The following is a 19,725-nucleotide window of genomic DNA, read 5'->3' as shown; positions in this document are numbered from 1 at the left end:
TCGGTGCGGTCGATGATCGCGGTCGGAGGACGGCGAGGCTCAGCGCGAGGGGAACGACGGCGGCCGGTGGCCGGGGGCGCTCCCCCAGCCGACGGGCTCCGCCCCGAGGTGGAGCGTCAGCTCGCCGCCGCGGTGCAGCACGGCGGCGCTGATGACGCTCGCCTCCAGGGGCTCGCCGTTCAGCTCGGCCGACTGGACGTACTGCACGGGTCCGCCGGGCACGGGCTCGACGAATCCGGTGGTGCGGATCTCGAAGTCGCCGCTGCCGACCGCGATCGACGCCCGCGCGAAGGCCGGGGCGTTGACCAGCAGCAGACCCTGGCCCGCGACCGGGAAGAGCCCGAGGCTCGCCCAGACGTACCAGGAGCTGAGACCCCCGGAGTCGTCGTTGCCCGGCAGCCCGCCGCGGCCGGTGCCGAAGCGCTGATGGACGACTCCGTGCACGATCTCGGCCGTGCGGTCGGGGCGGCCCGCGTAGTGGTACGCCCAGGGCGCCTCCATGTCGGGCTCGTTGTTCAGACCCTCGAAGCGGCCGAGGGCCGACCCGGCGAGCATCTCGGCCCGGTCCGGGCGCAGGCCCGGCTGCACGACCGGCTCGGCGCCGTAGCCGAAGAACTCGTCGAGCTGGGCGACGAACGCGTCGTCGCCTCCGCTCAGGGCGATGCGGCCGGCCATGTCGTGCAGCAGCCGGAAGGAGTAGTTGTACCGGGTGCCCTCGTAGTAGGTCGAGTCCTTCAGCAGCCCCGAGCGCAGGTCGTAGGCGTTCACCCACTGCGCCGCCTTCTCCTCGAGCTGCTCGGCGAGCAGGCGGTCGCCGACGTGGCGTGCGACGACCGCGGTGCACCAGTAGCCGTGCGCGAGGTCGAGGGTGTGGCTGATCGGATGCGCCTCGCCCGCGGCGAGGAACTCCTCGCCGTAGGTGCGCTTGAGGTCCTCGCTGAGGTGCACGAGCGCCGCCTCCCAGTCGATGCCGGGGAGGCCGAGGCGGCAGAGATCGGCGAGGAAGGTGTGCGCGAGCGCGCTGCCCTGGCGCGAGAAGCGATCGCTGCCCTTGGCCATCCGGTAGCCGATCGGGAAGTTGCCCTCCTCCTCGCAGATGGTCAGCAGCGCCGCTCCGATCTCGACCGCGCGCTCGGGCACGAGCGCCGTGAGCAGCGGGAGCTGGGTGCGGTAGATGTCCCACATCGTGCTGATGTCGAAGACGAACGGGCCGTCGCTCGGCCAGAACGGGCTCTCATCGGGGGCCAGGCACGGCTTGATCAGCGAGTGGTAGAGCGCCGTCGCGAACACGGTCTCGCGCTCGCTCGAGGGAGTGTCGACGGCGATCGAGCGGAGGCGCTTGCGCCACGTCTTGCGGGTGCGGTCGCGGCGCTGGTCGAAGCCGGTGCCTGCGGGCGGCACGTCGCGGTGCAGGTTCTCGCGGGCGCGGTCGGTCCCGCGGAGGGAGAACCCCATCCGCAGCTCGACGGTCTGGCCGGCCGCGCTGGGGCCCGCCCACATCAGCCCGAACGGGCGGAGGGTCGTGGGGCGGATGTGGTCGAAGTCGAGCCGCGTGCCGCCGGGCATCAGCCGGCGGTCGTACCAGAGCATCTGCCGCCAGCGCTGCGCGTCGCACTCGAGGTGCACGGCGAGCGGCGCGCCCTCCATCACGACCTCGCCCGCGGCGACGCCGGGCGAGATCGAGTGCAGGTGCGAGCGGAGGGGGACCGTCGCGCCGGAGGGGATCGCGAGCCCGCCGAGCGAGAGGTCGACGACCACGCGGGCGCTGCGGTGCTCGGGGAACGTGTAGCGGTGCACGACCGAGGCGGGGCCGACGGTCAGCTCGGCGCGGATGCCGGAGGAGAGCGTCGCGGCGTAGTAGCCCGGCTCGGCGACCTCGTCCTCGAGCTCCCAGCTGCGGCCGAGCTCGTCGAGCGGCTCGAGCATCGGCGTGACCCGCAGGTAGTTGTAGTACTTGCGGATCGCGCCGGTGCCCGACTGCTGGAAGTGCGTGAACCCGGAGGCGACGAGCCCGTCGTGGACCGTCGGCGGCACTCCCTCGAGCGCCAGGTCGTAGCGGCCGTAGCCGGTGGGGTAGGCGCCGGAGTAGGAGCACGCCGAGACCATGCCGAGCGGGTACGTCGCGCCCGGATGCGTGTTGCCGATCTGCGGCTTGGGCGACCACCAGGTCGCCGCGAGCCCGATCGGCTCGGGCAGGAGGGTCGCCTCGGTGCCGAGGAACGGGTCCACCCGCTCGATCACCTGGTGCTCACCGCCTCCGCCATGCCGTGACGCTAGGGAGAGCGGGGAGACGCAGGGTGTCGCCCGGGTGTCCGGCGGGCGTCGGGCGGGCGACCGGCCGGGGCTACGGGATCAGTCGCTCCGCCCGGTAGCGGTCGAAGAGCGCCGTGAACGAGTCGACCGTGCGGTGGTGCAGCGTGAAGCCGGCGAGGCGCGACTTGCTGATGTCGGTGACGACCTCGATCTTCCGGCCGAGGTCGGCGTCGGTGTGCCACCACGAGGCGACGCGCTCGAGGTCGGGCTCGACGAGGTCGTGCTCGCGGACGAGCCGCTGCCAGGTCTCGCCGGCGCCGCTCATCTGCTGCTCCAGCGGCTGCGGCTCCTCGCCGGGCCCGACGGGCTCGACTCCGAAGTGCTCGGCGATCCGCGACCACATCCAGCGCCAGCGGAACACGTCGCCGTTGACGACGTTGAAGGCCTGGTCGCGGCCCGCCTCCGTGGTCGCCGCCCAGAGCATCTGCTCGGCGAGGACCGTCGAGTCGGTCATGTCGGTGAGGCCGTTCCACTGCGTGAGCGAGCCGGGGAACACGAAGGGCGTGCCCTGCGCACGGTGGATCGACGCGGCGACGGCGAGGGTGAGTCCCATGTTCATCGCGTTGCCGACGGCGTGGCCGATCACGGTGTGCGAGCGGTGGACCGACCAGGTGAACGAGTCGCGCTCGGCGGCGGCGAAGAGCTCGTCCTCCTGCGCGTAGTAGAAGTTCGGGGCGTCGAGCCGCGCCTCCTCCTCGTGGAACGGGGTGTCGGGCATCGCGCCCTGCCCGTACGCCTCGAACGGGCCGAGGTAGTGCTTGAGACCGGTGACCAGGGCGACGTGCTGGAGCGGCGCGTGCGAGAGCGCGGCGAGCAGATCGCGGACCATGCCGCCGTTGACCTCGATGTTCTCCTCCTCGGTCGCCTGACGCGACCAGGCGGTGAAGAAGACGTGGGTCGGCCGTTCGTCGACGAGCACGCGGGCCAGGTCGTCGGCCGAGCGCAGGTCGGCCGAGAGCGGAGTGACGCCGGGGCGATCGGCGATCGGCCGGCGCGAGAGGGCGGTGACGGGCCAGCCGCGCTCGGTGAGCAGGTCGACGAGGGCGGAGCCCCCGATACCGGTGGCGCCGACCACGAGGGCGCGGGACGAGGAGGAGAGGGGCTGTTCTGCTGCGGAAGTCATCCCTGAGGACAACATCGCCGTGGCAGTGGCATTCCGCGCACGGCCTTCGCGGGCCCGCCCGGGCGCGCCACCTCCGGGCTCGGAGCGCGCCTGGTCGTGACGATGACGAGCGCAAGAGCGTCCTCTCTCCGACGCGGTCGACCACGGCACGCGCACCACGAGAGGACGACGACCATGGATCTGAACGACCTGGCAGGCACGGCGAGCGAGCTCCTGGGGAGCGAGAAGGCGCAGGAGGCGCTCCACAGCGAGCAGGCGGAGCAGGTCAGCGACGACCTGCTCGAGAAGGGCGCCGACGCCGCGGGATCCGCGACCGGCGGCCGCTTCGACGAGCAGATCGACGGCGCGGTCTCGGCCGTCGACGGCCGCATCGGCACCGAGTAGCCGGCACTCACCGCACGGGCGACCGTGCCGATCGGGCTGCCCGGGCGCTCCGCGTCGGGGTGGCCCGATGTGGCGCACCACCTGCGCGGCGCGGGATCCCCTGAGCCCGCGCCTAGGCTCGGACGAGGGGCTCGGATCGGCCGCCCTGGGAACGAGGGGTTCACGATGGGACGGACGACCACAGGACTGGCGTTGGGAGCGACGGCGGTGGCGCTCGCTCTGGCGGGATGCACGGCGGCGGCACCCGCGACGACACCGACGGCCACTGCGGCGGCGACCGCACCCGCCACGGCGACGCCGACTGCGGACGACGCTCCACTGCCGACCGCGACGGCCGCTGCGCTCACCGTGTGCGACCAGCTGCTGACCCAGGAGGAGGTCGCCTCGCTGACGGACGACGGGCTGACGCTCGCCGCCGAGGCCACGGCCTTCGACTTCGACTACCCGATCGTGCAGGAGATCGCCGCCGACGGCGTCCTCTGCCGGTGGACCGGCCAGGGCGACGTCTCGGTCGTCGTCGGCCAGCTCGCCGTGGACGACGACGAGTGGACCGAGCGGCAGACCGCGCTGCTCGCCGAGGGCTTCGTCGCCGACGACGCATCCGCCGCGGGATTTCTCAACGGCCCCGACGGCACCGACGACAGCTACCCGGGCCGCGGCGTCGTGCACGACGACGACGTCCTCTACTACGTGAGCTACCCCGGCATCCTCGCGTCGATCGTGCCGCTCGCCGACTGACCCTCCGGCCCGCGCTCGCCACGGGGTAGCGCATCGTCGCGTTCTTCGTGGTGCGCGGGTCAACGCATGGACGTCATGGCGCCGATGGTTCCGCCCGTCACCTGATCCGCGCCGCTGCCTGCGATGGTCTGGAGAGGCTCCCCGTGCCGGTCGAAGGAGAGCGCCTCTCCCACCTCGGCACACTCGGCCGCGACGAGATCGAGTGAGTTCCAGAAGTATCGGCTGGTCGTCCTGTCGCCCGCGAGGCCGTCGAGAAGGTTCTGCTCGGCCAGGCGCGCCGCATCGGTCGACGTCGAGGTGGAGGAGTCGTAGGCGAAGGCGTTCAGAGCATCCTCGAAAGACGAACGGTTGACGATCGTCGGGTCTGCTGCGAAGGCGTTCCACGACTCCTCCAGGGGAGCGCACAGTGACTCGTCCTGCTTGCCTCCGGGCAGTGCACACCCACTGACGAGGAGCACCGGAACCGTGAGCAGTACCGCTCCGGTCCTCCTCATCAGTGCCACGAGAGACCTAGCCTTCCACGTACATGTGTCCCGTCGCGGCCCAGACTGCGCAGGCTTTCTTCCGATACTCGGGCTGGTTGGTCTCGTAGATGTGGCAACACGTCGACGTTCCGGTGTACCACTTCACGCACCGTCCTTGGTAGTCGAGCCGCATCAGTCGGACTCGTCAAACCCTGTTGATAGTGAGCATTACTCACACATAACGACGCTATGCACTGCAGCGAGACAGGGGAACCGCTGGCGCGGGATGCGCGGCTCAGGTGCGACGGGTCGAGCTCACCGCACGGGGTAGCGTCGGTGGGTGCGTTCTCCGTGGAAGTCCCGTGACGACGCGGAGCGACTCCCCCGCGAGGTGAAGGTCCTCGGCATCGTCGCGTTCTTCGTGATGCTCGGGTTCGGCGTGGTCGTGCCGGTGCTGCCCGTCTTCGTGCGGAGCTTCGGCGTCGGCTACGTCGAGGTGGGCGCCGTCGTCTCGGCGTTCGCGCTGATGCGGCTGGTCGCGAATCCGTTCGTCGGGCCGCTCGTCGACCGCTTCGGCGAGCGCGTGGTGCTCGCCACGGGTATCGGGATCGTCGCCGTCTCGAGTGCGCTGGTCGGGCTGGCCGGTGACTACGCGCATCTGCTGCTGCTGCGCGGGGCGGGCGGAGTCGGCTCGGCGATGTTCTCGGTCGCGGCGATGACGCTCCTCCTGCGCACCGCCGCTCCGGAGCGGCGGGGGCGCGCGATCGGCTTCTACCAGGGCGGGTTCCTGCTCGGCGGCATGGCGGGGCCCGCGATCGGAGGCGTGCTCAGCGCGATCTCGCTGACCGCTCCCTTCTCCTTCTACGCGGGCACCCTCGCCGTCGCGGGCCTGGTCGGGCTGGTGCTGCTGCGCCGACCCGACCGGGACGCGGCCGCGGCCGCTCCGGCGACGGTGAAGCCGCTGCGCGAGGTCGCCCGCGACCGCCGCTACCAGAGCGCGGTGCTCGCGAACTTCGCCCTCGGCTGGTCGGCGATGGGGGTGCGGGCGACGCTGGTGCCCGTGCTCGTCGTCGAGGGGCTCGGCGGCGATCCGGCCTGGACGGGCATCGCCTTCGCGATCGCCGCGGTCGTGCAGACGCTCGCGCTCGCCCCGGCCGGCCGCTTCGTCGACACGGTCGGCCGGCGGCCCGCGCTGATCGGAGGCTTCGCGGTCGCGGCGGTCGCGATGCTGGCGATGCCGCTGGTCGGCGAGCTGTGGCTGCTGGTCGTGCTGCTCTGCGCCTACGGAGCCGCCGCCGCGTTCATGGGCACGGCACCCGGTGCGCTCGTGGGCGACGCGGCCGGCGAGCGCGGTGGCCGGCCGGTCTCGGTCTTCCAGGCGGCCTCCGATCTCGGCGGAGTGGTCGGCCCGCTGCTCGCGGGCGCGCTCGCCGACGCCGCCTCGCCCACCGCGGCGTTCGCCTCGGCCTTCGTGCTGCTCGGGCTCAGCTCGCTCGTCGGCCTCCGGATCTCGCGGCGCGCGCAGACCTGAGCGGGGCGACCGGCGTCAGGTGTTGCGGCCGCGGGCGTCGACGGGCCAGGAGGCGATGCCTCCGCCGGCGAGGAGCACGCGGTACTCGTCGGCGAGGTTCACGGCGGTGCACACGTGGTTCGGGGCGATCCGGATCCGCGTGCCGAGGGGCAGGTCGACGCCCGTGATCGTCGCGTGGTGCTCCGACAGCACGGTGATGCGCGCCTCGGGGAACGCGGGGAGACGCCCGAAGCCGGTGGAGGCGGCGCCCCGATCGGAGGAGAGCACCTTGCTGCCGGCGTCGGCGATGAGGTGGTCGCCGCGGCGCGAGACGATCGTCGAGAGCACGGTGACCGCGATCGACTCGACGCCCATGGTGCCGATCTCCCACTGCTGGGCGTCGCCGAGGGCCGAGACGCCGGGGCGCAGCTCGGTCAGCACTCCCGCGTCGGCGAAGGCGGCCGAGGGGGTCGAGCCGCCGCTCACCACGCGCGCCCGAACGCCGGACTCCGCGAGAGAGCCGACGGCGGCGGCGAGCGCCTCGGCCTCGTCGCGGGCCGCGGCGGCACGCTGGTCGAGGGCGTAGCTGTGGCCGGGGAAGGTGAAGACGCCGGCGACGTCGAGGCCGGCGGCGACGGCCGCGGCCGCGACGGCTCCGGCCTCGCGGGGCAGGACACCGCTGCGGTGGTGCCCCGAGTCGATCTCGACGATCACCTCGAGGGCCGTGCGCTCCTCCTCCGGGACCGCGGCGGCCAGACGGACGGCCGACTCGGCGGAGTCGACGCCCACGCGCACCCGCGCCGTCGCGAGCACCCCGCGCAGGCGCGCGGCGCGCTCCGCATCGAGCCAGAGCGGGTAGGCGATGAAGAGATCGCGGACGCCGCCCGCGGCGAACACCTCGGCCTCCGACACGGTCGCGACGGTGAGGCCGACCGCGCCGGCCGCGATCTGCCTCCGCGCGATCTCGACCGACTTGTGGGTCTTGGCGTGCGGACGCAGCGCCAGCCCGCGCTCGCGCGCCGAGGCGGCGGTGGCGGCGATGTCGCGGTCGAGGACCGCCTCGTCGAGGAGGAGCGCCGGCGTGGGCAGCGAGGCGAGATCGTGTTCGTCGGTCACGGGGCGAGCCTAGGCGTGACAGCGGCTCCGGCCGCAGAACGCGCTCGGGCGCACCCCCCGGCGAAGTGCCCCTAACGTGGGCGGAGAGCCTCGGAGGAGACCCGCATGCAGGAGCACGACGCACGACAGCACCTCGACGACGCCCACGCGCACGCGCACACCCTGGGCCGCGGCGTGCTGACGGCGACGTTCGCGATCCGCCACCCCCGCGGACTCGACGTCGTGTTCCTGCTCGACGAGCCCGGAACCGACTTCCAGATCGGGATGGGCGCGGCCTCGGAGGACTTCGGCTCCGTGCTCTCGATCGGAGTGGACCGCCAGGGCGGCCGCCTCCGTGCCACCGCCGCGCACACCGTCGGCGGACGGCGCCGGAGCATCCCGGTCCGCGTGGTGCACCGCTCCGCCTCCGTCATCGCGGTGGAAGCCAGCCCGCTGCCGCTGCGCGACCGGCCCGCCTCGCTCAAGTGCTGGTCGTTCGTGCGCTCCGGTGACGACGAGCACTACTCGGACGTCATCGGCCTCGTCGCCCCCGCGCTCGCCGGGCTGCCGGCGGTGCCGCTGAAGACGCGCCCCCGCTAGGCGCAGTCCTGCCGCCCGGCCACCGGCGCGAGGGGCACGCCCTCGACCACGGTGATGCGGCCGTCGAAGGCCGACCCTCTGAGGACGCGGGACTCGCCGAGCCGGGCCCGGAGACTTCGGGCGTGCGCCGAGACCGCGGCGGCGAGACCCGCGTCGATGGCACCCGGGACGCGCAGTGCGATGAGGAGCCCGACGAGCGCGCCCTCCATCGTGGAGTCGTCCTCGAGGACGTCGACCCGAAGGACGCGGGAGGACCGCCGCCCGAGAACCGGTGCGGTCGGGATCCTGCGTGAGTGCGACATCGGCCTGCCCCCTGATCGATCGTCGTCCGAGACGTCGGCAACAGGGTCAGGGCCGCCGACCGACACGTTAGACCAGACCGCGTGCCGGCACCAGGGCCTTTTCCCGGGAGCCGGGCCGCATCCGGCCGTGGACTCGGATCGCGGGGTAGAATCTCGGCAGCGTGCGCGCCCTGAGACCGCGGAGTTACGTCATCGAACGATGATCGAAGGTTCCCGTGCTCCCTGCCCCGCAAGCCCGCTACCGTCTTCTCTCGTGATCGGTCGTGTCTCGTGATCGGCGAAATCTCTCCCGCTCCCGGAGGTGGATCCGAGCGCGACCTCGGCTCGCTGCTGATGTCCTTCGTGACCCTGCTGCCTGTCCAGGACGCCGCCGCCTCCGCCCTCGGCCGGCCCTTCGAGGTCGAGACGCTGGTCGCCAGCAGCACGCGCGCGGCAGAGCTCGACGGCGCCCAGATCGACCTCGGCGAAGGTCCGGGCTGGAGCGCGTACCGGAGCCTGCGGCCCGTGAGCATGCGCGTGGACGACGACCGCGAGATCTGGCCCTTCTTCGCCTCGACGCTGACCCGGGTCGGGGTGTGCTCGGTGCTCGCCGTCCCCCTTCTCGTCGGCACGCTGAGCATCGGAGCCGTCTCGCTCTACAGCGACGCCGCCGTGCAGCTCGAGGCAGAGCAGCTGCGGCTGGCGACGAACCTGTCGACCCTGCTCGCCCGCTCGGTGGTCGCCCGCGCGCTCGACGAGGCCGACAGCGGAGTCGTCGTCCGCGATCCCTCCCTGTCGCGCCGCGAAGTGCACCAGGCGACGGGGATGGTGATCGCCCAGACGGGGTCGACCCCCGATGAGGCGCTGCTCACGATCCGCGTCTACTCGTACACGTCGGGACTGAGCGTGCGCGACGTCGCCGGCCTGATCGTGGCGCGGCAGCTCGACTTCTCGCCCGACCGCGGCGGAACAGACCCGAAAGTAGGATGACCCCATGGCTGGTTCCGTGCGCGAGCGGATGCTCCTCGAGACTCTGACCGTCGTCGCCGACACCCTGGTCGACGACTTCGACGTCGTCGACTTCCTGCACGATCTCGTCGACCGGTGCGCCGCCATCTTCGACGCCGTCGACGTCGGGATCGTCCTCGCCGACGGTCACGGCCAGCTGGTGGTGATGGCCTCGACCAACGAGCGCCTCCGCCTCATCGAGGCCCTGCAGCTCTCGGCGGGCGAGGGGCCGTGCGTCGAGTCGTACGAGCAGGGCGCGGTCGTCACCGCCGGCTCCCTCGAGGAGATCATGACGCGCTGGCCGGCCTTCGCCCACGGCGTGCGCGACTCCGGCTACCACTCGGTGCACGCGGTGCCGCTGCGACTGCGCCGCCAGACGATCGGCTCGCTCAACTTCTTCCGCGACAAGCCGGGCAGGCTCGACCCCGACGACGTCCCCGCCGCCCAGACGATCGCCGACGTCGCGACCATCGGCCTCGTGCAGGAGCGCGCCGTCCGCGAAGCGTCACTCGCGCGCGACCAGCTGCAGCACGCCCTCGACGCACGCGTGCTCATCGAGCAGGCGAAGGGCGTCATCGCGCACAGCCGCAACGTCGACATGGAGGCGGCGTGGGCGATCCTGCGCCAGCGCGCCCGCTCGCGCCAGGCCCGGGTCACCGACATCGCCCAGGGCGTGATCGACGGGGTCATCGTCCTCTGACGACGTGGTGGAGGCGCCCGGTGCCGTCCGCCGCGGCGGTGTCGATCGGGCGGGACGTCAGACCGGCGCGATCCGCTCGATGACGGCCGTCAGGCGCGCCTGGAGCTCGAGCAGCTCGTCGAGGTCGACGCCGAGCGCGGCGACGATCTGCGGAGGCACCTGCTCGGCCCGGGCGCGCAGCTCCCGCCCCGCGGGCGTGAGGCGGACCGCGAGCAGCCGCTCGTCGCGCGGGTCGCGGGCGCGGGTCGCGAGGCCGGCCGCCTCGAGGCGCTTGATCAGCGGCGAGAGCGTCGCGGGCTCGAGGCGGAGCACCTCGGCGAGGTCCGAGAGCGAGCGCGGCTCGCGCTCCCAGAGGGCGAGCATCACGAGGTACTGCGGATGCGTGAGGCCGAGCGGCTCGAGGATCGGCTTGTACGCACCGATCACGGTGCGGGACGCGACGGCCAGTGCGAAGCAGAGCTGACGGTCGAGCGCGAGCGGATCCAGGATCTCCGAGGTGGTCGTCACGATTGCTTAGTATACTAAGGGTTATGACACGAAGGACGCCGAACCCGATGAACCCCTTCGACGGGAAGCCCGGCTTCTACAACAGGTTCAACCGCATCATCTACAGCTTCACCGGCCCCGCGCACATCGGGACCGGCTCTCCGGAGGCGCCGTACGTCCCCACCGCGGACCCGCGCTGCCCGCTCTGCGGGAAGCCGATGGACCAGCACGAGATCGACCGCTCGGGCGAGCGTACGCAGCTGCACTGCCCGTCCTGAAGGAGGACGATGGCCGCATGAGCCTCGTCCGCGTGCACAACTTCTCGGTCTCCCTCGACGGCTTCGGCACCGGTGAGGGACAGACCCTCGACGCTCCGTTCGGTCATGCGGGGCACCGGCTGCTCGAGTGGGCCATCGGGACCCGGACGTTCCGCGAGATGGGGATGCACGGCGAAGGCCGGGGGTCCGTCGGCGTCGACGACGCGTTCGCCTCCGGCTGGGCGGAGGGGATCGGCGCCGAGATCATGGGACGCAACAAGTTCGGCCCCCAGCGCGGTCCGTGGGAGGACGGGGACTGGCGCGGCTGGTGGGGCGAGAACCCCGTCTTCCACACCCCCGTCGTCGTCCTGACCCACCACCCCAGGCCCGTGATCGAGCTCGACGGAGGCACGAGCTTCCACTTCGTCGATGCCGACCCCGCCACCGCGCTCGAGCGGGCGCGCGCCCTCGCGGGCGGGCGCGACATCCGGATCGGCGGCGGCGTCGCCACCGTCCGGCAGTTCCTCGAGGCCGACCTGATCGACCACCTGCACCTCGTCCTCGTCCCGATCGCCCTCGGCCGCGGCGAGCGCCTCTGGGACGGACTCGAGGGGCTCGAGCAGCGCTTCGCCGTCGAGGCCACGCCGTCGCCGAGCGGAGTCGTGCACCTGGTGCTCACCCGGCGGTGACCTCGACCGACGGCTGCGGAAGGCTGCGAGCGGAACCCGCTCCACGTCCCGTGCACGAGTCACCGCCGACGGCTCGCGCTTCGACACCGTGATCATGGGGTGGCACACCTACACGCCCGCACTCGACGCCGGCATCGACAGCCGGCCGTTCGACTCCGGGGTCAGCATCGTCACCTACCGCCGCCGTCGCTAGGGTGGTCGCACCACGAAGGGGGGCCTCGATGGCACACAGCAGCGCTCGGATCCGCGGGATAGCGGTGGCCGTCCTGGCCGCGGCGCTGCTCGCGGGATGCGCCGGACCGACGCCGTACTCGGACTTCGAGCGCACGAGGGACGACCGCGACGTGCTCCCCGACCTCGGCACCGTCGACGACGGCATCGACCTCGACTCGGTGCGCTACGCGGGCAGCGCCCAGGACCTCGAGGTGTACATCGGTCTCTCGGCCGACGACGACACCCGCTGCCTGATCGTCATCGCCGGGACCGACCCGGTCGCCTCCTGCGGCGGCGGCGAGCTCGAGACCTCGAAGCCGGGCGCGTACGTCATCCGTCTGCACGCGGACGGCTCCGGCCCCGAGGACTCACCCGGACTCGAGTGGACGGCCCTCGGCGAGAACGTCTCGGTGCGCGCGGGCTGAACCGGCCCTCGCTAGGGTGAGCACCAGACCGTGCCCGCCGCCGGTCGCCCGTGCCCAGCGGAAGGCCGAGCACCATGCAGAAGACCGACACCGTCGGAGCCGTCGTCGCCGTCATGCGCACCGAGGGCGCGATCTACGGCACCGTCCTGGCCATCACGCTCATCGCGGTCGGCTGGGACAAGGACACCGACCTCGAGGTGCTCCTGTTCCTCCTCGGCTCGGTGACCGTGTTCTGGGTCGCGCACCTCTACGCCGGCACCATCGCCCGGCTGCCCAGCACCGGACCGAGCACCGGGCCGAGCACCGAGCCGAGCGCGCGCACCGTGCTCGCGGCGATCGGCGACACGGCGCGGCACTCGATCGGCATGCTCGCCGCGATGATCGTGCCCGCCCTGTTCCTCGCGCTCGGGCCGCTCGGCCTCGTCGAGGAGTACACGGCCTACTACCTCGCGCTCGGCTCGGGCGTCGTGATCCTGGCCCTGCTCGGCTACGTGATGTCGGCGCGACGCGGCAGCTCGCTCGTGCGGCGCCTCCTCAGCACGCTGACCACGACGCTGCTCGGCGTCGTCGTGGTGTGGCTGAGCACGCTGGTGCACTGAGCCTGCGAGGCTGACGGCATGACATCGCAGTCCAGCCTCCGTCCCTTCGGCCCGTCCGGTGCCTCCGTCACCCGGCTCACCCTCGGCACCTCGTGGAATTCCGAGCGCGTCCGCAGCCTCGACCGCGTACCGGCCCTCGAGCGGGTCCTCGACTCGGCCCCCGGCGACCGCGCCGTCTCGGTCGTCGACACCTCGAACGAGTACGCCCTCGGGCACAGCGAGCGGCTGATCGGCGAGGCGCTGCGGGCCCGCGGCGGGGTCCCGGAGGGGATCACGGTGGTCACCAAGCTCGACCGCGACCCCGAGACCGGCAGCTTCTCGGCCGAGCGGATGCGGCGCAGCCTCGACGAGAGCCGCGAGCGGCTCGGGATGGACGTGCTGCCTCTTCTGTACCTGCACGACCCCGAGCGGATCTCGTACGAGGAGGCGTTCGCCAACGACGGCCCCGTGAAGGCGCTCGTGGCCATGAAGGAGGCGGGTGTCGCCCTCTCCATCGGCATCTCGGGGGGACCTGCGCCGATGCTGCTGCACTACGTCGAGACCGGGCTGTTCGACGCGGTGATCACCCACAACCGGTTCACGCTGGTCGACCGCTCGTCCGAGGAGCTGCTGGACGCCTCCGTCGAGCGCGGCGTCGTCGTGGTCAACGCCGCGGTGTACGGCGGAGGCGCGCTCGCCCGCTGGCCGGAGCCGGTGCGCAGCTACGCGTACCAGCCGGCACCCGCCGCGATCGTCGACGCGGTCGCCGCGATGGGAGCCGCGTGCGAGCGCGCCGGAGTGCCGCTCGCGGCGGCGGCCCTGCAGTTCTCCACCCGGGATCCCCGCGTGACGACGACGGTGGTCGGCGCGACGACCGCCGAGCACTACGACGCCTTCGTCGCCGACGACGCCCTCGACATCCCCGACGCGCTGTTCGACGAGCTCGGTGCGCTCGCCCCCTCGAGCGACGTGTGGCAGGACGCGCCCGGGTCGACCTGGCCGCGCTGAGACGGGCATACCCCGCTCGCTCGTCGCGTTGGCCCTCTCCATGACTGACGACGTTCCCGGGCCCGCTCTCTTCCAGCCGCTGACACTCCGCTCGCGCACCGCGCGCAACCGCCTCTGGGCGGCGCCGATGTGCCAGTACTCGGTCGAGGCGCAGGACGGCAGGCCCACCAGCTGGCACCTCGTGCACCTCGGCTCGATCGCGCGCGGAGGCGTCGGGGTCGTGATCTCGGAGGCGACGGCCGTCACTCCCGAGGGCCGCATCAGCCCCTGGGACACCGGGCTCTGGGACGACGCCCAGCGCGACGCGTGGGCGCCGATCGTCGAGTTCGTGCACGCGCAGGGCGCGCTCGCCGGAGTGCAGCTGGCGCACGCGGGCCGCAAGGCGTCGACCTACCGGGAGTGGAGCGGGCGCGGCTCCGTCCCCGCCGCGGAGGGCGGCTGGGACACCGTGGCGCCCTCGGCCGTCGCCTTCGACGGCTACGCGGAGCCGCGGGCGCTCGGCGTCGAGGAGCTGCCGGCGCTCGTCGAGGCGTTCCGCGACTCCGCCCGCCGCGCCGTCGAGGCGGGCTTCGACGTGATCGAGCTGCACGCCGCCCACGGCTACCTGCTGCACCAGTTCCTGTCGCCGCTCTCGAACCGGCGCGACGACTCCTACGGCGGCTCGCTCGAGAACCGCGCGCGCCTCCTGCTCGAGATCGTGCGGGCCGTGCGCGCCGAGATCGGCGAGCTGCCGCTGCTGGTGCGCTTCTCGGCCACCGACTGGGCCGAGGGAGGCTGGACGCTCGAAGAGACGGTCCGCGTCTCGGAGTGGGCGCGCGAGGCGGGCGTCGACCTCTTCGACGTGTCGACCGGTGGGCTGGTCCGCAGCACCGACATCCCCGTCGGGCCGCTCTACCAGGTGCCGTTCGCGCGCGAGCTGCGGCGGGCGACCGGCGCACCGGTCGGCGCCGTCGGCCTGATCACCACGGCGGAGCAGGCCGAGGGCGTGATCGCCGCGGGCGACGCCGACGTGGTGCTCCTGGCGCGGGAGCTCCTCCGCGACCCGCACGCCGCGACGCGCATGGCGCACGAGCTGGGCGTCGAGACCGCTCCCCCGCAGTACGCGCGCGCCTGGCGCTGAGCCGCACGACGAAGGGCCGGGCGGATCACTCCACCCGGCCCTTCGTGCCGTTCACTTCTGGTCGTCCTCGGCGGGCGGGTCCTCTTCGGGGTTGAAGTGGGAGTCGCCCGAGACGCCGAGCGCGATGCCCTCCTCGGAGTCGGGGATGGTGCCCTCGGTGCCGAGGCCGTCGTCGTCCGAAGGCTCGGTGCTGCTCGTGTCGCTCATGGCTCAGGCCTCGACGTCGCCGCGCCAGGCGCCGTCCGGCGAGCCCTTCGACTCGATGTACTCCTTGAAGTTCTTGAGGTCCTTCTTCACGGCGTGGCTGCCGGCGCCGACGAGCGAGCCGAGGGTCTCGAGGAATCCGGTGGGCTCCCAGTCGAGCTGCACGGTGACGCGGGTCTCGGTGTCGGAGAGCTTGTGGAAGGTGACGACGCCGGCGTGGTCGGTCTCGCCGCCGGTGCTGTTCCAGGCGACGCGCTCGTCGGCGTGCTGCTCGGTGATGTTGGCCTCGAACTCGCGCTCGACGGGGCCGACCTTCACCTTCCAGACGGTCAGCGTGTCGGTGACCTGCTGGATCGACTCGACCTCGTCGAGGAACTTCGGGAACTCCTCGAACTGGGTCCACTGGTTGTACGCGACGGACACGGGGACGTTGACGTCGACGGTCTCGATGATCTGCGGCACGGTGGTGCTCCTTGCTGTCTTCGATGGCGGCGATCCGCAGCTGCGGTCGTCTTCCTCGACGGTATTCGGGAGCCGCCTGGGAGTGCACCGGGTTGCGGCAGGGAGCAAACGTGGTAGACGCAGGCCTCTAGTCGTCGGTGCCGGAGCAGCGGTACGCCGAGAACGCCGGCACCCCCGTCACCGCGTAGAGACCGAGCACCCGGCCCGTGAACGAGGTCGCGGTCTCGGAGGTGAGGTAGCGGCCGTCGACGCGCGCGAGCGTCCGCGAGACCCCGCCCGCCTCGGCGCGCAGCACGACGAAGTCGCTCGTCATCTGCCCCGGTCCGAAGCCGATGCCGCCGTCGCGCTCGGATTCGAGCACCAGGGTCACCGGGCCCTCGGGCAGCTCGGCGGTCCACTCCTGCTCGAAGGAGGGGATCACCGCGCGGGCGGTCACCCGCGTCCCCGAGCCGGTCGACTCGGCCTCGATCGCGTAGAACGAGTCCTCGTCGTAGCGGACAGCCAGTCCGCCCGTGCCCCTCAGCACGTCGACCACGACGGAGGCCTGCATCGTCTGCGTCAGCTGCCGGCGGCCCACGAAGGTCGGCTGCGGGTGGCGGAGCGTCCGCCCCTCCCCCGCGATCACGAGCGCGCCGGCCTCGACGCGCGACAGCGACTCGGGGAGGCGCCGCACCCCGATCCAGCCGGAGTCGAGCGGCCCCGTGAAGTCGACGTCGTCGCGGAGCGGACCGCGCGGCGCGAGCTCCACCGGCTCCGCGACCGGCCAGCCGTCGACCCACTCGACGCGGGTCGCGAACGTCTCGCGCCCGAGCGCCGAGAACGAGCGGGTCGCGCCGCGCGGACGCACCCCGAGCATCACCAGCAGCGTGGAGCCGTCGGGCCCCTCGACGAGGTCGCCGTGCCCCGTGTTCTGCACCGGCCGCGTCGTGCCGCGCGCCGTGAGGAACGGGTTCCCCGGCGCGGTCTCGAACGGACCGGTCGGCGCGTCGCCGCGGGCGATCGAGACGCCGTGCCCGCGCTCCGTGCCGCCCTCGGCGATGAGCAGGTACCACCGCGAGTCGCGCCGGTACAGGTGCGGCGCCTCCGGGAAGCCGCCGCCCGTGCCCGACCACAGCGACCGGGGCTCCTCGAGGATCGCGCCGGTGGCGAGATCGACGCGCACCTGCTGGATCCCGAGGTGCTGCCCCGCGTCGGGCCCGTCGAGGATCAGACCCGAGTACGTGACGTACGCGGTGCCGCCCTCGTCCCAGGCGAGATCGGGGTCGATGCCCTGCAGGCCCTCCCCGTTCCCGGAGCGCAGGACCAGGCCGTCGCTCCACGGCCCCGCGGGATCCTCCGCCGTGAACACCACGCAGCCGCGCCCCGCGGGCACCGCCACGATCACGTGGAAGAGCCCGTCGTGGTGGCGGACGGTCGGCGCCCAGACGCCGAGCCCCGTCGGCACCTCGTCGACCGCGATCTGCTCGGCGCGCGTCGCGACGTTGCCGATGCGCTCCCACGTCTCGAAGTCGGTGCTGCGGTAGACGGGGATTCCGGGCAGGTACTCGAAGGTCGAGGTGACGATGTAGTAGACGTCGTCGACGACGACCACGCTGGGGTCCGGATTGAATCCGGGGATCAGCGGATTCGGGAACGGGGCGCCCACCCGTGCGTGCGAGGCAGGGCCCGTCATGCCAGCAGCTCGAGCTCGGTCGCCAGCGGGACGTCCTCGAGCGAGGTGCCGACGCGGATCGTGAAGGCTCCGGCCTCGTACTCCCAGCCGTCGCTCCAGGTGGCGAGGAGGCGCGTCGGCACGGTCACCGCGATCTGCGCGGTCGCTCCGGCCTCGACGCTCGCGCTCTCGAAGCCGACCAGCCAGCGCACGGGGCGCTCGACGGCCGAGTCGCGCCGCTCGGCGTAGGCCTGCAGCACGATCTTGCCCGCGCGCTCGCCGGTGTTGGCGACGTCGACGAGGAGCACGGCGTCCTCTCCGGCGGTCGCGGGGGCCGGCTCCGACACCGAGAGCAGCTCGAACGAGGTGTAGCCGAGACCGTGACCGAAGCCGTAGGCCGGCTCGACCTCGCTGCGCAGCCAGGCGCGGTAGCCGATGTGGATGCCCTCGTCGTAGTGCAGCTCGCCGTCGGTGGGCAGCGTCGAGAGCACGGGGACGTCCTCGATCGCGGCCGGCCAGGTGGTGGGCAGGCGCCCGCCGGGCTCGACGCGGCCGAGGAGGATGTCGGCGACCGCGTCGCCCATCTCCTGCCCGCCGAAGTAGCCGACCAGCACGGCCGCGACCTCGTCGCGCCATGGCAGCAGCACCGGGGCTCCGGCGTTCACGACCACGACGGTGCGCGGGTTGACGGCGGCGACGGCGCGCACGAGCGCGTCCTGCTCGCCGGGGAGGTCGAGCGAGCTGCGGTCGTAGCCCTCCGACTCGACGGCGGAGTTGGTGCCGACGACCACGAGGGCCACGTCGGCGTCGCGGGCGAGCGCCACGGCCTCCGCGATCAGCTCGTCGGCCGGGGTGTCGTCGGGCTCGAGGCCGTAGGTGAAGCCGAGCGCCCCGTCGAGGTCGCCCTCGGCGTGCACGATGTCGAACTCGATGCGGATGTCGACCGGCGTGCCCTCGGTGACCGTGAGCGGAGCCGAGACCGAGGGAGGTGCGAGCAGCGAGGCGCCCAGGTCGTTGCCGACCGGCGAGAGCGTCTCCTCGAGGAACAGCTCGCCGTCGACGAAGACGCGGGCGGTGCCGGCGACGGCGAAGCCGAGGCGCACCGTGGCGTCGGCCGCGGGGGTCAGGATCGTCGAGAACTCGACGCGGGCCGAGGCAGCGATGGGCGCCGTCCCGCCGAACCAGACGAGGGAGGTCGCGCGGCGGTCCTCGACGAACAGCTCGGCGCCGGAGGAGTCGAGGAAGCGCACGCGCTGCCCCGGCTCGCCCGTGACCGGGTTGGTGATCGTCTCGAGGACGAGGGGCGCGACTCCGTCCTGCACGACCGCGCCGAGCGCGTAGTCGACGCGGGCGCCGGGCAGCGCGGCGCGGACGCCGTCGAGGGGCGTGACGACCTTCTCGGGAAGCACGGTCGCCGAGCCGCCGCCCTGGGTGCGGGCCTCGCGGGCGTTGTGGCCGATGACGGCGACCGAGGTGAGGGCGCTCGCGTCCCACGGCAGCTCGCCGGAGTTGCGCAGCAGCACGCTGCCGGCCGCGGCGGCCTCGCGGGCGAAGGCGCGGCCGTCCTCGACGAGCACCGGCTCGGCGACGGCGGGAGCGAAGCCCTCGAGGGCGCCGACGCGCGCGGCGAGGCGGAGGATCCGGCGGACCTTGCGGTCGATGACCGACTCCTCGATCTCTCCGGCGCGGACGGCGGCGACGAGCGCCGCGCCCCACGGACCGTCGGGACCGGGCATCACGAGGTCCTGCGCGGCGCGGGCGCTGTCGACCGAGCGCACGGCGGTCCAGTCGCTGATGACGACCCCGTCGAAGCCCCACTCGCTGTTCAGCGGAGTCTCGAGCAGGTCGTTCTCGGTCGCGGTGACCCCGTTGATCGAGTTGTACGAGCTCATCACGAGCCAGGCGCGGGTCTCGACGATCGCGCGCTCGAAGGCGAGCAGGTACAGCTCGCGCAGGGCGCGGTCGCCGACGCGCACGTCGACGGTGAAGCGGTCGGTCTCGGAGTCGTTGGCGATGTAGTGCTTCGGAGTCGCCCCGACGCCGTTCTCCTGCACGCCGCTCACGTAAGCGGCGGCGAGGTCGGCGGTGAGCACCGGATCCTCGCTGAAGCCCTCGAAGTGGCGGCCGCCCAGCGGCGAGCGGTGCAGGTTGATCGTCGGGCCGAGCACGACGTCGACGTCCTTGCGGCGGGCCTCGACCGCGGCGGCGGCTCCGTAGCGCTTCGCGATCGAGCGGTCCCAGGAGGAGGACAGCGCGGTCGCCGAGGGCAGGTTGAGCGAGGGCGAGCGCTCGTCCCAGACCTCGCCGCGCACCCCGGAGGGGCCGTCGGACACGAGCATCCGGCGCAGTCCGATCTTCTCGATCGGCCAGGTGGTCCAGAAGTCGCGGCCGGTGAGCAGCTGCACCTTCTCCTCGA

Annotated in this window: 22 protein-coding genes; 12 read left to right on the top strand and 10 right to left on the bottom strand. The window is 72.8% G+C overall.

All coding sequences use genetic code 11. The annotated features are described in order from the left end of the window. Window positions 1-39: 39 nt before the first annotated feature. Entirely contained in the window at window positions 40-2,241 is a 2,202-nt protein-coding gene (locus tag GSU68_RS03630) for a glycoside hydrolase domain-containing protein (protein WP_159905744.1), read from the bottom strand. Between the two features lie 103 nt (window positions 2,242-2,344). Beyond that, window positions 2,345-3,436 (bottom strand): SDR family oxidoreductase, encoded by a 1,092-nt coding sequence (locus GSU68_RS03625; protein ID WP_159905743.1) that lies wholly within the window; start codon window positions 3,434-3,436, stop codon window positions 2,345-2,347. Between the two features lie 174 nt (window positions 3,437-3,610). Between GSU68_RS03625 and GSU68_RS03620 the strand changes: the two genes are divergently transcribed. Both GSU68_RS03620 and GSU68_RS03615 read left to right on the top strand, forming a co-directional pair. Continuing rightward, the gene (locus GSU68_RS03620) at window positions 3,611-3,820 is read left to right on the top strand and encodes an antitoxin (protein ID WP_159905742.1); all 210 of its coding nucleotides are present in this window, start codon (window positions 3,611-3,613) and stop codon (window positions 3,818-3,820) included. Window positions 3,821-3,985: 165 nt separating this feature from the next. Continuing rightward, window positions 3,986-4,558, top strand: a complete 573-nt coding sequence (locus tag GSU68_RS03615; protein ID WP_159905741.1) for a hypothetical protein — start codon at window positions 3,986-3,988, stop codon at window positions 4,556-4,558. Window positions 4,559-4,617: 59 nt separating this feature from the next. On the opposite strand, the gene GSU68_RS03610 is transcribed toward GSU68_RS03615, so the two are convergent. Then, entirely contained in the window at window positions 4,618-5,061 is a 444-nt protein-coding gene (locus tag GSU68_RS03610; RefSeq protein WP_159905740.1) for a hypothetical protein, read from the bottom strand. 301 nt (window positions 5,062-5,362) lie between these two features. Here GSU68_RS03610 and GSU68_RS03605 point away from each other — a divergent pair, with 301 nt between their 5' ends. Next, window positions 5,363-6,553 (top strand): MFS transporter, encoded by a 1,191-nt coding sequence (locus GSU68_RS03605; RefSeq protein WP_244259377.1) that lies wholly within the window; start codon window positions 5,363-5,365, stop codon window positions 6,551-6,553. Between the two features lie 15 nt (window positions 6,554-6,568). On the opposite strand, the gene GSU68_RS03600 is transcribed toward GSU68_RS03605, so the two are convergent. Further along, window positions 6,569-7,648, bottom strand: coding sequence for an alanine racemase (locus GSU68_RS03600; RefSeq protein WP_244259376.1), 1,080 nt, complete (start codon window positions 7,646-7,648; stop codon window positions 6,569-6,571). A gap of 105 nt (window positions 7,649-7,753) precedes the next feature. Between GSU68_RS03600 and GSU68_RS03595 the strand changes: the two genes are divergently transcribed. After that, window positions 7,754-8,227: a hypothetical protein gene (locus tag GSU68_RS03595; RefSeq protein WP_159905739.1), complete on the top strand. Its 474-nt coding sequence runs from the start codon at window positions 7,754-7,756 to the stop codon at window positions 8,225-8,227. On the opposite strand, the gene GSU68_RS03590 is transcribed toward GSU68_RS03595, so the two are convergent. Beyond that, window positions 8,224-8,529 (bottom strand): hypothetical protein, encoded by a 306-nt coding sequence (locus GSU68_RS03590; protein WP_159905738.1) that lies wholly within the window; start codon window positions 8,527-8,529, stop codon window positions 8,224-8,226. The two genes, GSU68_RS03595 and GSU68_RS03590, sit on opposite strands and share 4 nt — an antisense overlap. Window positions 8,530-8,862: 333 nt before the next feature. Here GSU68_RS03590 and GSU68_RS03585 point away from each other — a divergent pair, with 333 nt between their 5' ends. Both GSU68_RS03585 and GSU68_RS03580 read left to right on the top strand, forming a co-directional pair. After that, the gene (locus tag GSU68_RS03585) at window positions 8,863-9,498 is read left to right on the top strand and encodes a GAF and ANTAR domain-containing protein (protein ID WP_159905737.1); all 636 of its coding nucleotides are present in this window, start codon (window positions 8,863-8,865) and stop codon (window positions 9,496-9,498) included. 4 nt (window positions 9,499-9,502) lie between these two features. Then, window positions 9,503-10,216, top strand: coding sequence for a GAF and ANTAR domain-containing protein (locus tag GSU68_RS03580; RefSeq protein WP_159905736.1), 714 nt, complete (start codon window positions 9,503-9,505; stop codon window positions 10,214-10,216). Between the two features lie 57 nt (window positions 10,217-10,273). Here GSU68_RS03580 and GSU68_RS03575 read toward each other — a convergent pair whose 3' ends face one another. Next, a complete protein-coding gene (locus GSU68_RS03575) occupies window positions 10,274-10,723 on the bottom strand; it encodes a MarR family transcriptional regulator (protein ID WP_244259375.1) in 450 nt (149 codons plus the stop codon). 23 nt (window positions 10,724-10,746) lie between these two features. Here GSU68_RS03575 and GSU68_RS03570 point away from each other — a divergent pair, with 23 nt between their 5' ends. The 6 genes from GSU68_RS03570 (at window position 10,747) to GSU68_RS03545 (ending at window position 14,992) form a co-directional block, all read left to right on the top strand. Continuing rightward, on the top strand, window positions 10,747-10,980 hold the full coding sequence (locus tag GSU68_RS03570) for a hypothetical protein (RefSeq protein ID WP_159905735.1): 234 nt from the start codon (window positions 10,747-10,749) through the stop codon (window positions 10,978-10,980). Between the two features lie 17 nt (window positions 10,981-10,997). Further along, window positions 10,998-11,648: a dihydrofolate reductase family protein gene (locus tag GSU68_RS03565; protein ID WP_159905734.1), complete on the top strand. Its 651-nt coding sequence runs from the start codon at window positions 10,998-11,000 to the stop codon at window positions 11,646-11,648. Between the two features lie 221 nt (window positions 11,649-11,869). Continuing rightward, window positions 11,870-12,286 carry a hypothetical protein gene (locus tag GSU68_RS03560; RefSeq protein WP_159905733.1) on the top strand — a complete coding sequence of 139 codons (417 nt, stop codon included), beginning with the start codon at window positions 11,870-11,872 and terminating at the stop codon, window positions 12,284-12,286. Between the two features lie 74 nt (window positions 12,287-12,360). Then, window positions 12,361-12,885 (top strand): hypothetical protein, encoded by a 525-nt coding sequence (locus GSU68_RS03555; protein WP_159905732.1) that lies wholly within the window; start codon window positions 12,361-12,363, stop codon window positions 12,883-12,885. 18 nt (window positions 12,886-12,903) lie between these two features. Then, window positions 12,904-13,872, top strand: coding sequence for an aldo/keto reductase (locus GSU68_RS03550; protein WP_159905731.1), 969 nt, complete (start codon window positions 12,904-12,906; stop codon window positions 13,870-13,872). 40 nt (window positions 13,873-13,912) lie between these two features. Further along, a complete protein-coding gene (locus GSU68_RS03545) occupies window positions 13,913-14,992 on the top strand; it encodes an NADH:flavin oxidoreductase/NADH oxidase (RefSeq protein WP_159905730.1) in 1,080 nt (359 codons plus the stop codon). 51 nt (window positions 14,993-15,043) lie between these two features. Here GSU68_RS03545 and GSU68_RS19605 read toward each other — a convergent pair whose 3' ends face one another. The 4 genes from GSU68_RS19605 to GSU68_RS03530 all read right to left on the bottom strand — a co-directional run bounded on the left by GSU68_RS19605 (window position 15,044) and on the right by GSU68_RS03530 (window position 19,648). Further along, window positions 15,044-15,199, bottom strand: coding sequence for a hypothetical protein (locus tag GSU68_RS19605; protein WP_167305274.1), 156 nt, complete (start codon window positions 15,197-15,199; stop codon window positions 15,044-15,046). A gap of 3 nt (window positions 15,200-15,202) precedes the next feature. Continuing rightward, window positions 15,203-15,658, bottom strand: a complete 456-nt coding sequence (locus GSU68_RS03540; RefSeq protein WP_159905729.1) for an SRPBCC family protein — start codon at window positions 15,656-15,658, stop codon at window positions 15,203-15,205. Between the two features lie 127 nt (window positions 15,659-15,785). Further along, entirely contained in the window at window positions 15,786-17,330 is a 1,545-nt protein-coding gene (locus GSU68_RS03535; RefSeq protein ID WP_159905728.1) for a glycoside hydrolase family 43 protein, read from the bottom strand. Then, window positions 17,327-19,648 carry a glycoside hydrolase family 3 C-terminal domain-containing protein gene (locus GSU68_RS03530; RefSeq protein WP_244259449.1) on the bottom strand — a complete coding sequence of 774 codons (2,322 nt, stop codon included), beginning with the start codon at window positions 19,646-19,648 and terminating at the stop codon, window positions 17,327-17,329. The genes GSU68_RS03535 and GSU68_RS03530 overlap by 4 nt, the downstream gene beginning before the upstream one ends. Between the last annotated feature and the right edge of the window lie 77 nt (window positions 19,649-19,725).

Origin of the sequence: Rathayibacter sp. VKM Ac-2759, from assembly GCF_009834225.1 — a bacterium.
Classification (GTDB): domain Bacteria; phylum Actinomycetota; class Actinomycetes; order Actinomycetales; family Microbacteriaceae; genus Rathayibacter.
This window is presented reverse-complemented; position numbering and strand designations above follow the sequence as displayed.

Excerpts from the sequence above, each read along its gene's own strand:
- GSU68_RS03545 (WP_159905730.1), top strand. The coding sequence starts at position 13,913 with ATGACTGACGACGTTCCCGGGCCCGCTCTCTTCCAGCCGCTGACACTC.
- GSU68_RS03560 (WP_159905733.1), top strand. The coding sequence starts at position 11,870 with ATGGCACACAGCAGCGCTCGGATCCGCGGGATAGCGGTGGCCGTCCTG.
- GSU68_RS03590 (WP_159905738.1), bottom strand. The coding sequence starts at position 8,529 with ATGTCGCACTCACGCAGGATCCCGACCGCACCGGTTCTCGGGCGGCGG.
- GSU68_RS03535 (WP_159905728.1), bottom strand. The coding sequence starts at position 17,330 with ATGACGGGCCCTGCCTCGCACGCACGGGTGGGCGCCCCGTTCCCGAAT.
- GSU68_RS03580 (WP_159905736.1), top strand. The coding sequence starts at position 9,503 with ATGGCTGGTTCCGTGCGCGAGCGGATGCTCCTCGAGACTCTGACCGTC.
- GSU68_RS03570 (WP_159905735.1), top strand. The coding sequence starts at position 10,747 with ATGACACGAAGGACGCCGAACCCGATGAACCCCTTCGACGGGAAGCCC.
- GSU68_RS03550 (WP_159905731.1), top strand. The coding sequence starts at position 12,904 with ATGACATCGCAGTCCAGCCTCCGTCCCTTCGGCCCGTCCGGTGCCTCC.
- GSU68_RS03625 (WP_159905743.1), bottom strand. The coding sequence starts at position 3,436 with ATGACTTCCGCAGCAGAACAGCCCCTCTCCTCCTCGTCCCGCGCCCTC.
- GSU68_RS19605 (WP_167305274.1), bottom strand. The coding sequence starts at position 15,199 with ATGAGCGACACGAGCAGCACCGAGCCTTCGGACGACGACGGCCTCGGC.
- GSU68_RS03530 (WP_244259449.1), bottom strand. The coding sequence starts at position 19,648 with ATGCTCGTGTCCGACGGCCCCTCCGGGGTGCGCGGCGAGGTCTGGGAC.
- GSU68_RS03595 (WP_159905739.1), top strand. The coding sequence starts at position 7,754 with ATGCAGGAGCACGACGCACGACAGCACCTCGACGACGCCCACGCGCAC.
- GSU68_RS03620 (WP_159905742.1), top strand. The coding sequence starts at position 3,611 with ATGGATCTGAACGACCTGGCAGGCACGGCGAGCGAGCTCCTGGGGAGC.
- GSU68_RS03555 (WP_159905732.1), top strand. The coding sequence starts at position 12,361 with ATGCAGAAGACCGACACCGTCGGAGCCGTCGTCGCCGTCATGCGCACC.
- GSU68_RS03585 (WP_159905737.1), top strand. The coding sequence starts at position 8,863 with ATGTCCTTCGTGACCCTGCTGCCTGTCCAGGACGCCGCCGCCTCCGCC.
- GSU68_RS03565 (WP_159905734.1), top strand. The coding sequence starts at position 10,998 with ATGAGCCTCGTCCGCGTGCACAACTTCTCGGTCTCCCTCGACGGCTTC.
- GSU68_RS03615 (WP_159905741.1), top strand. The coding sequence starts at position 3,986 with ATGGGACGGACGACCACAGGACTGGCGTTGGGAGCGACGGCGGTGGCG.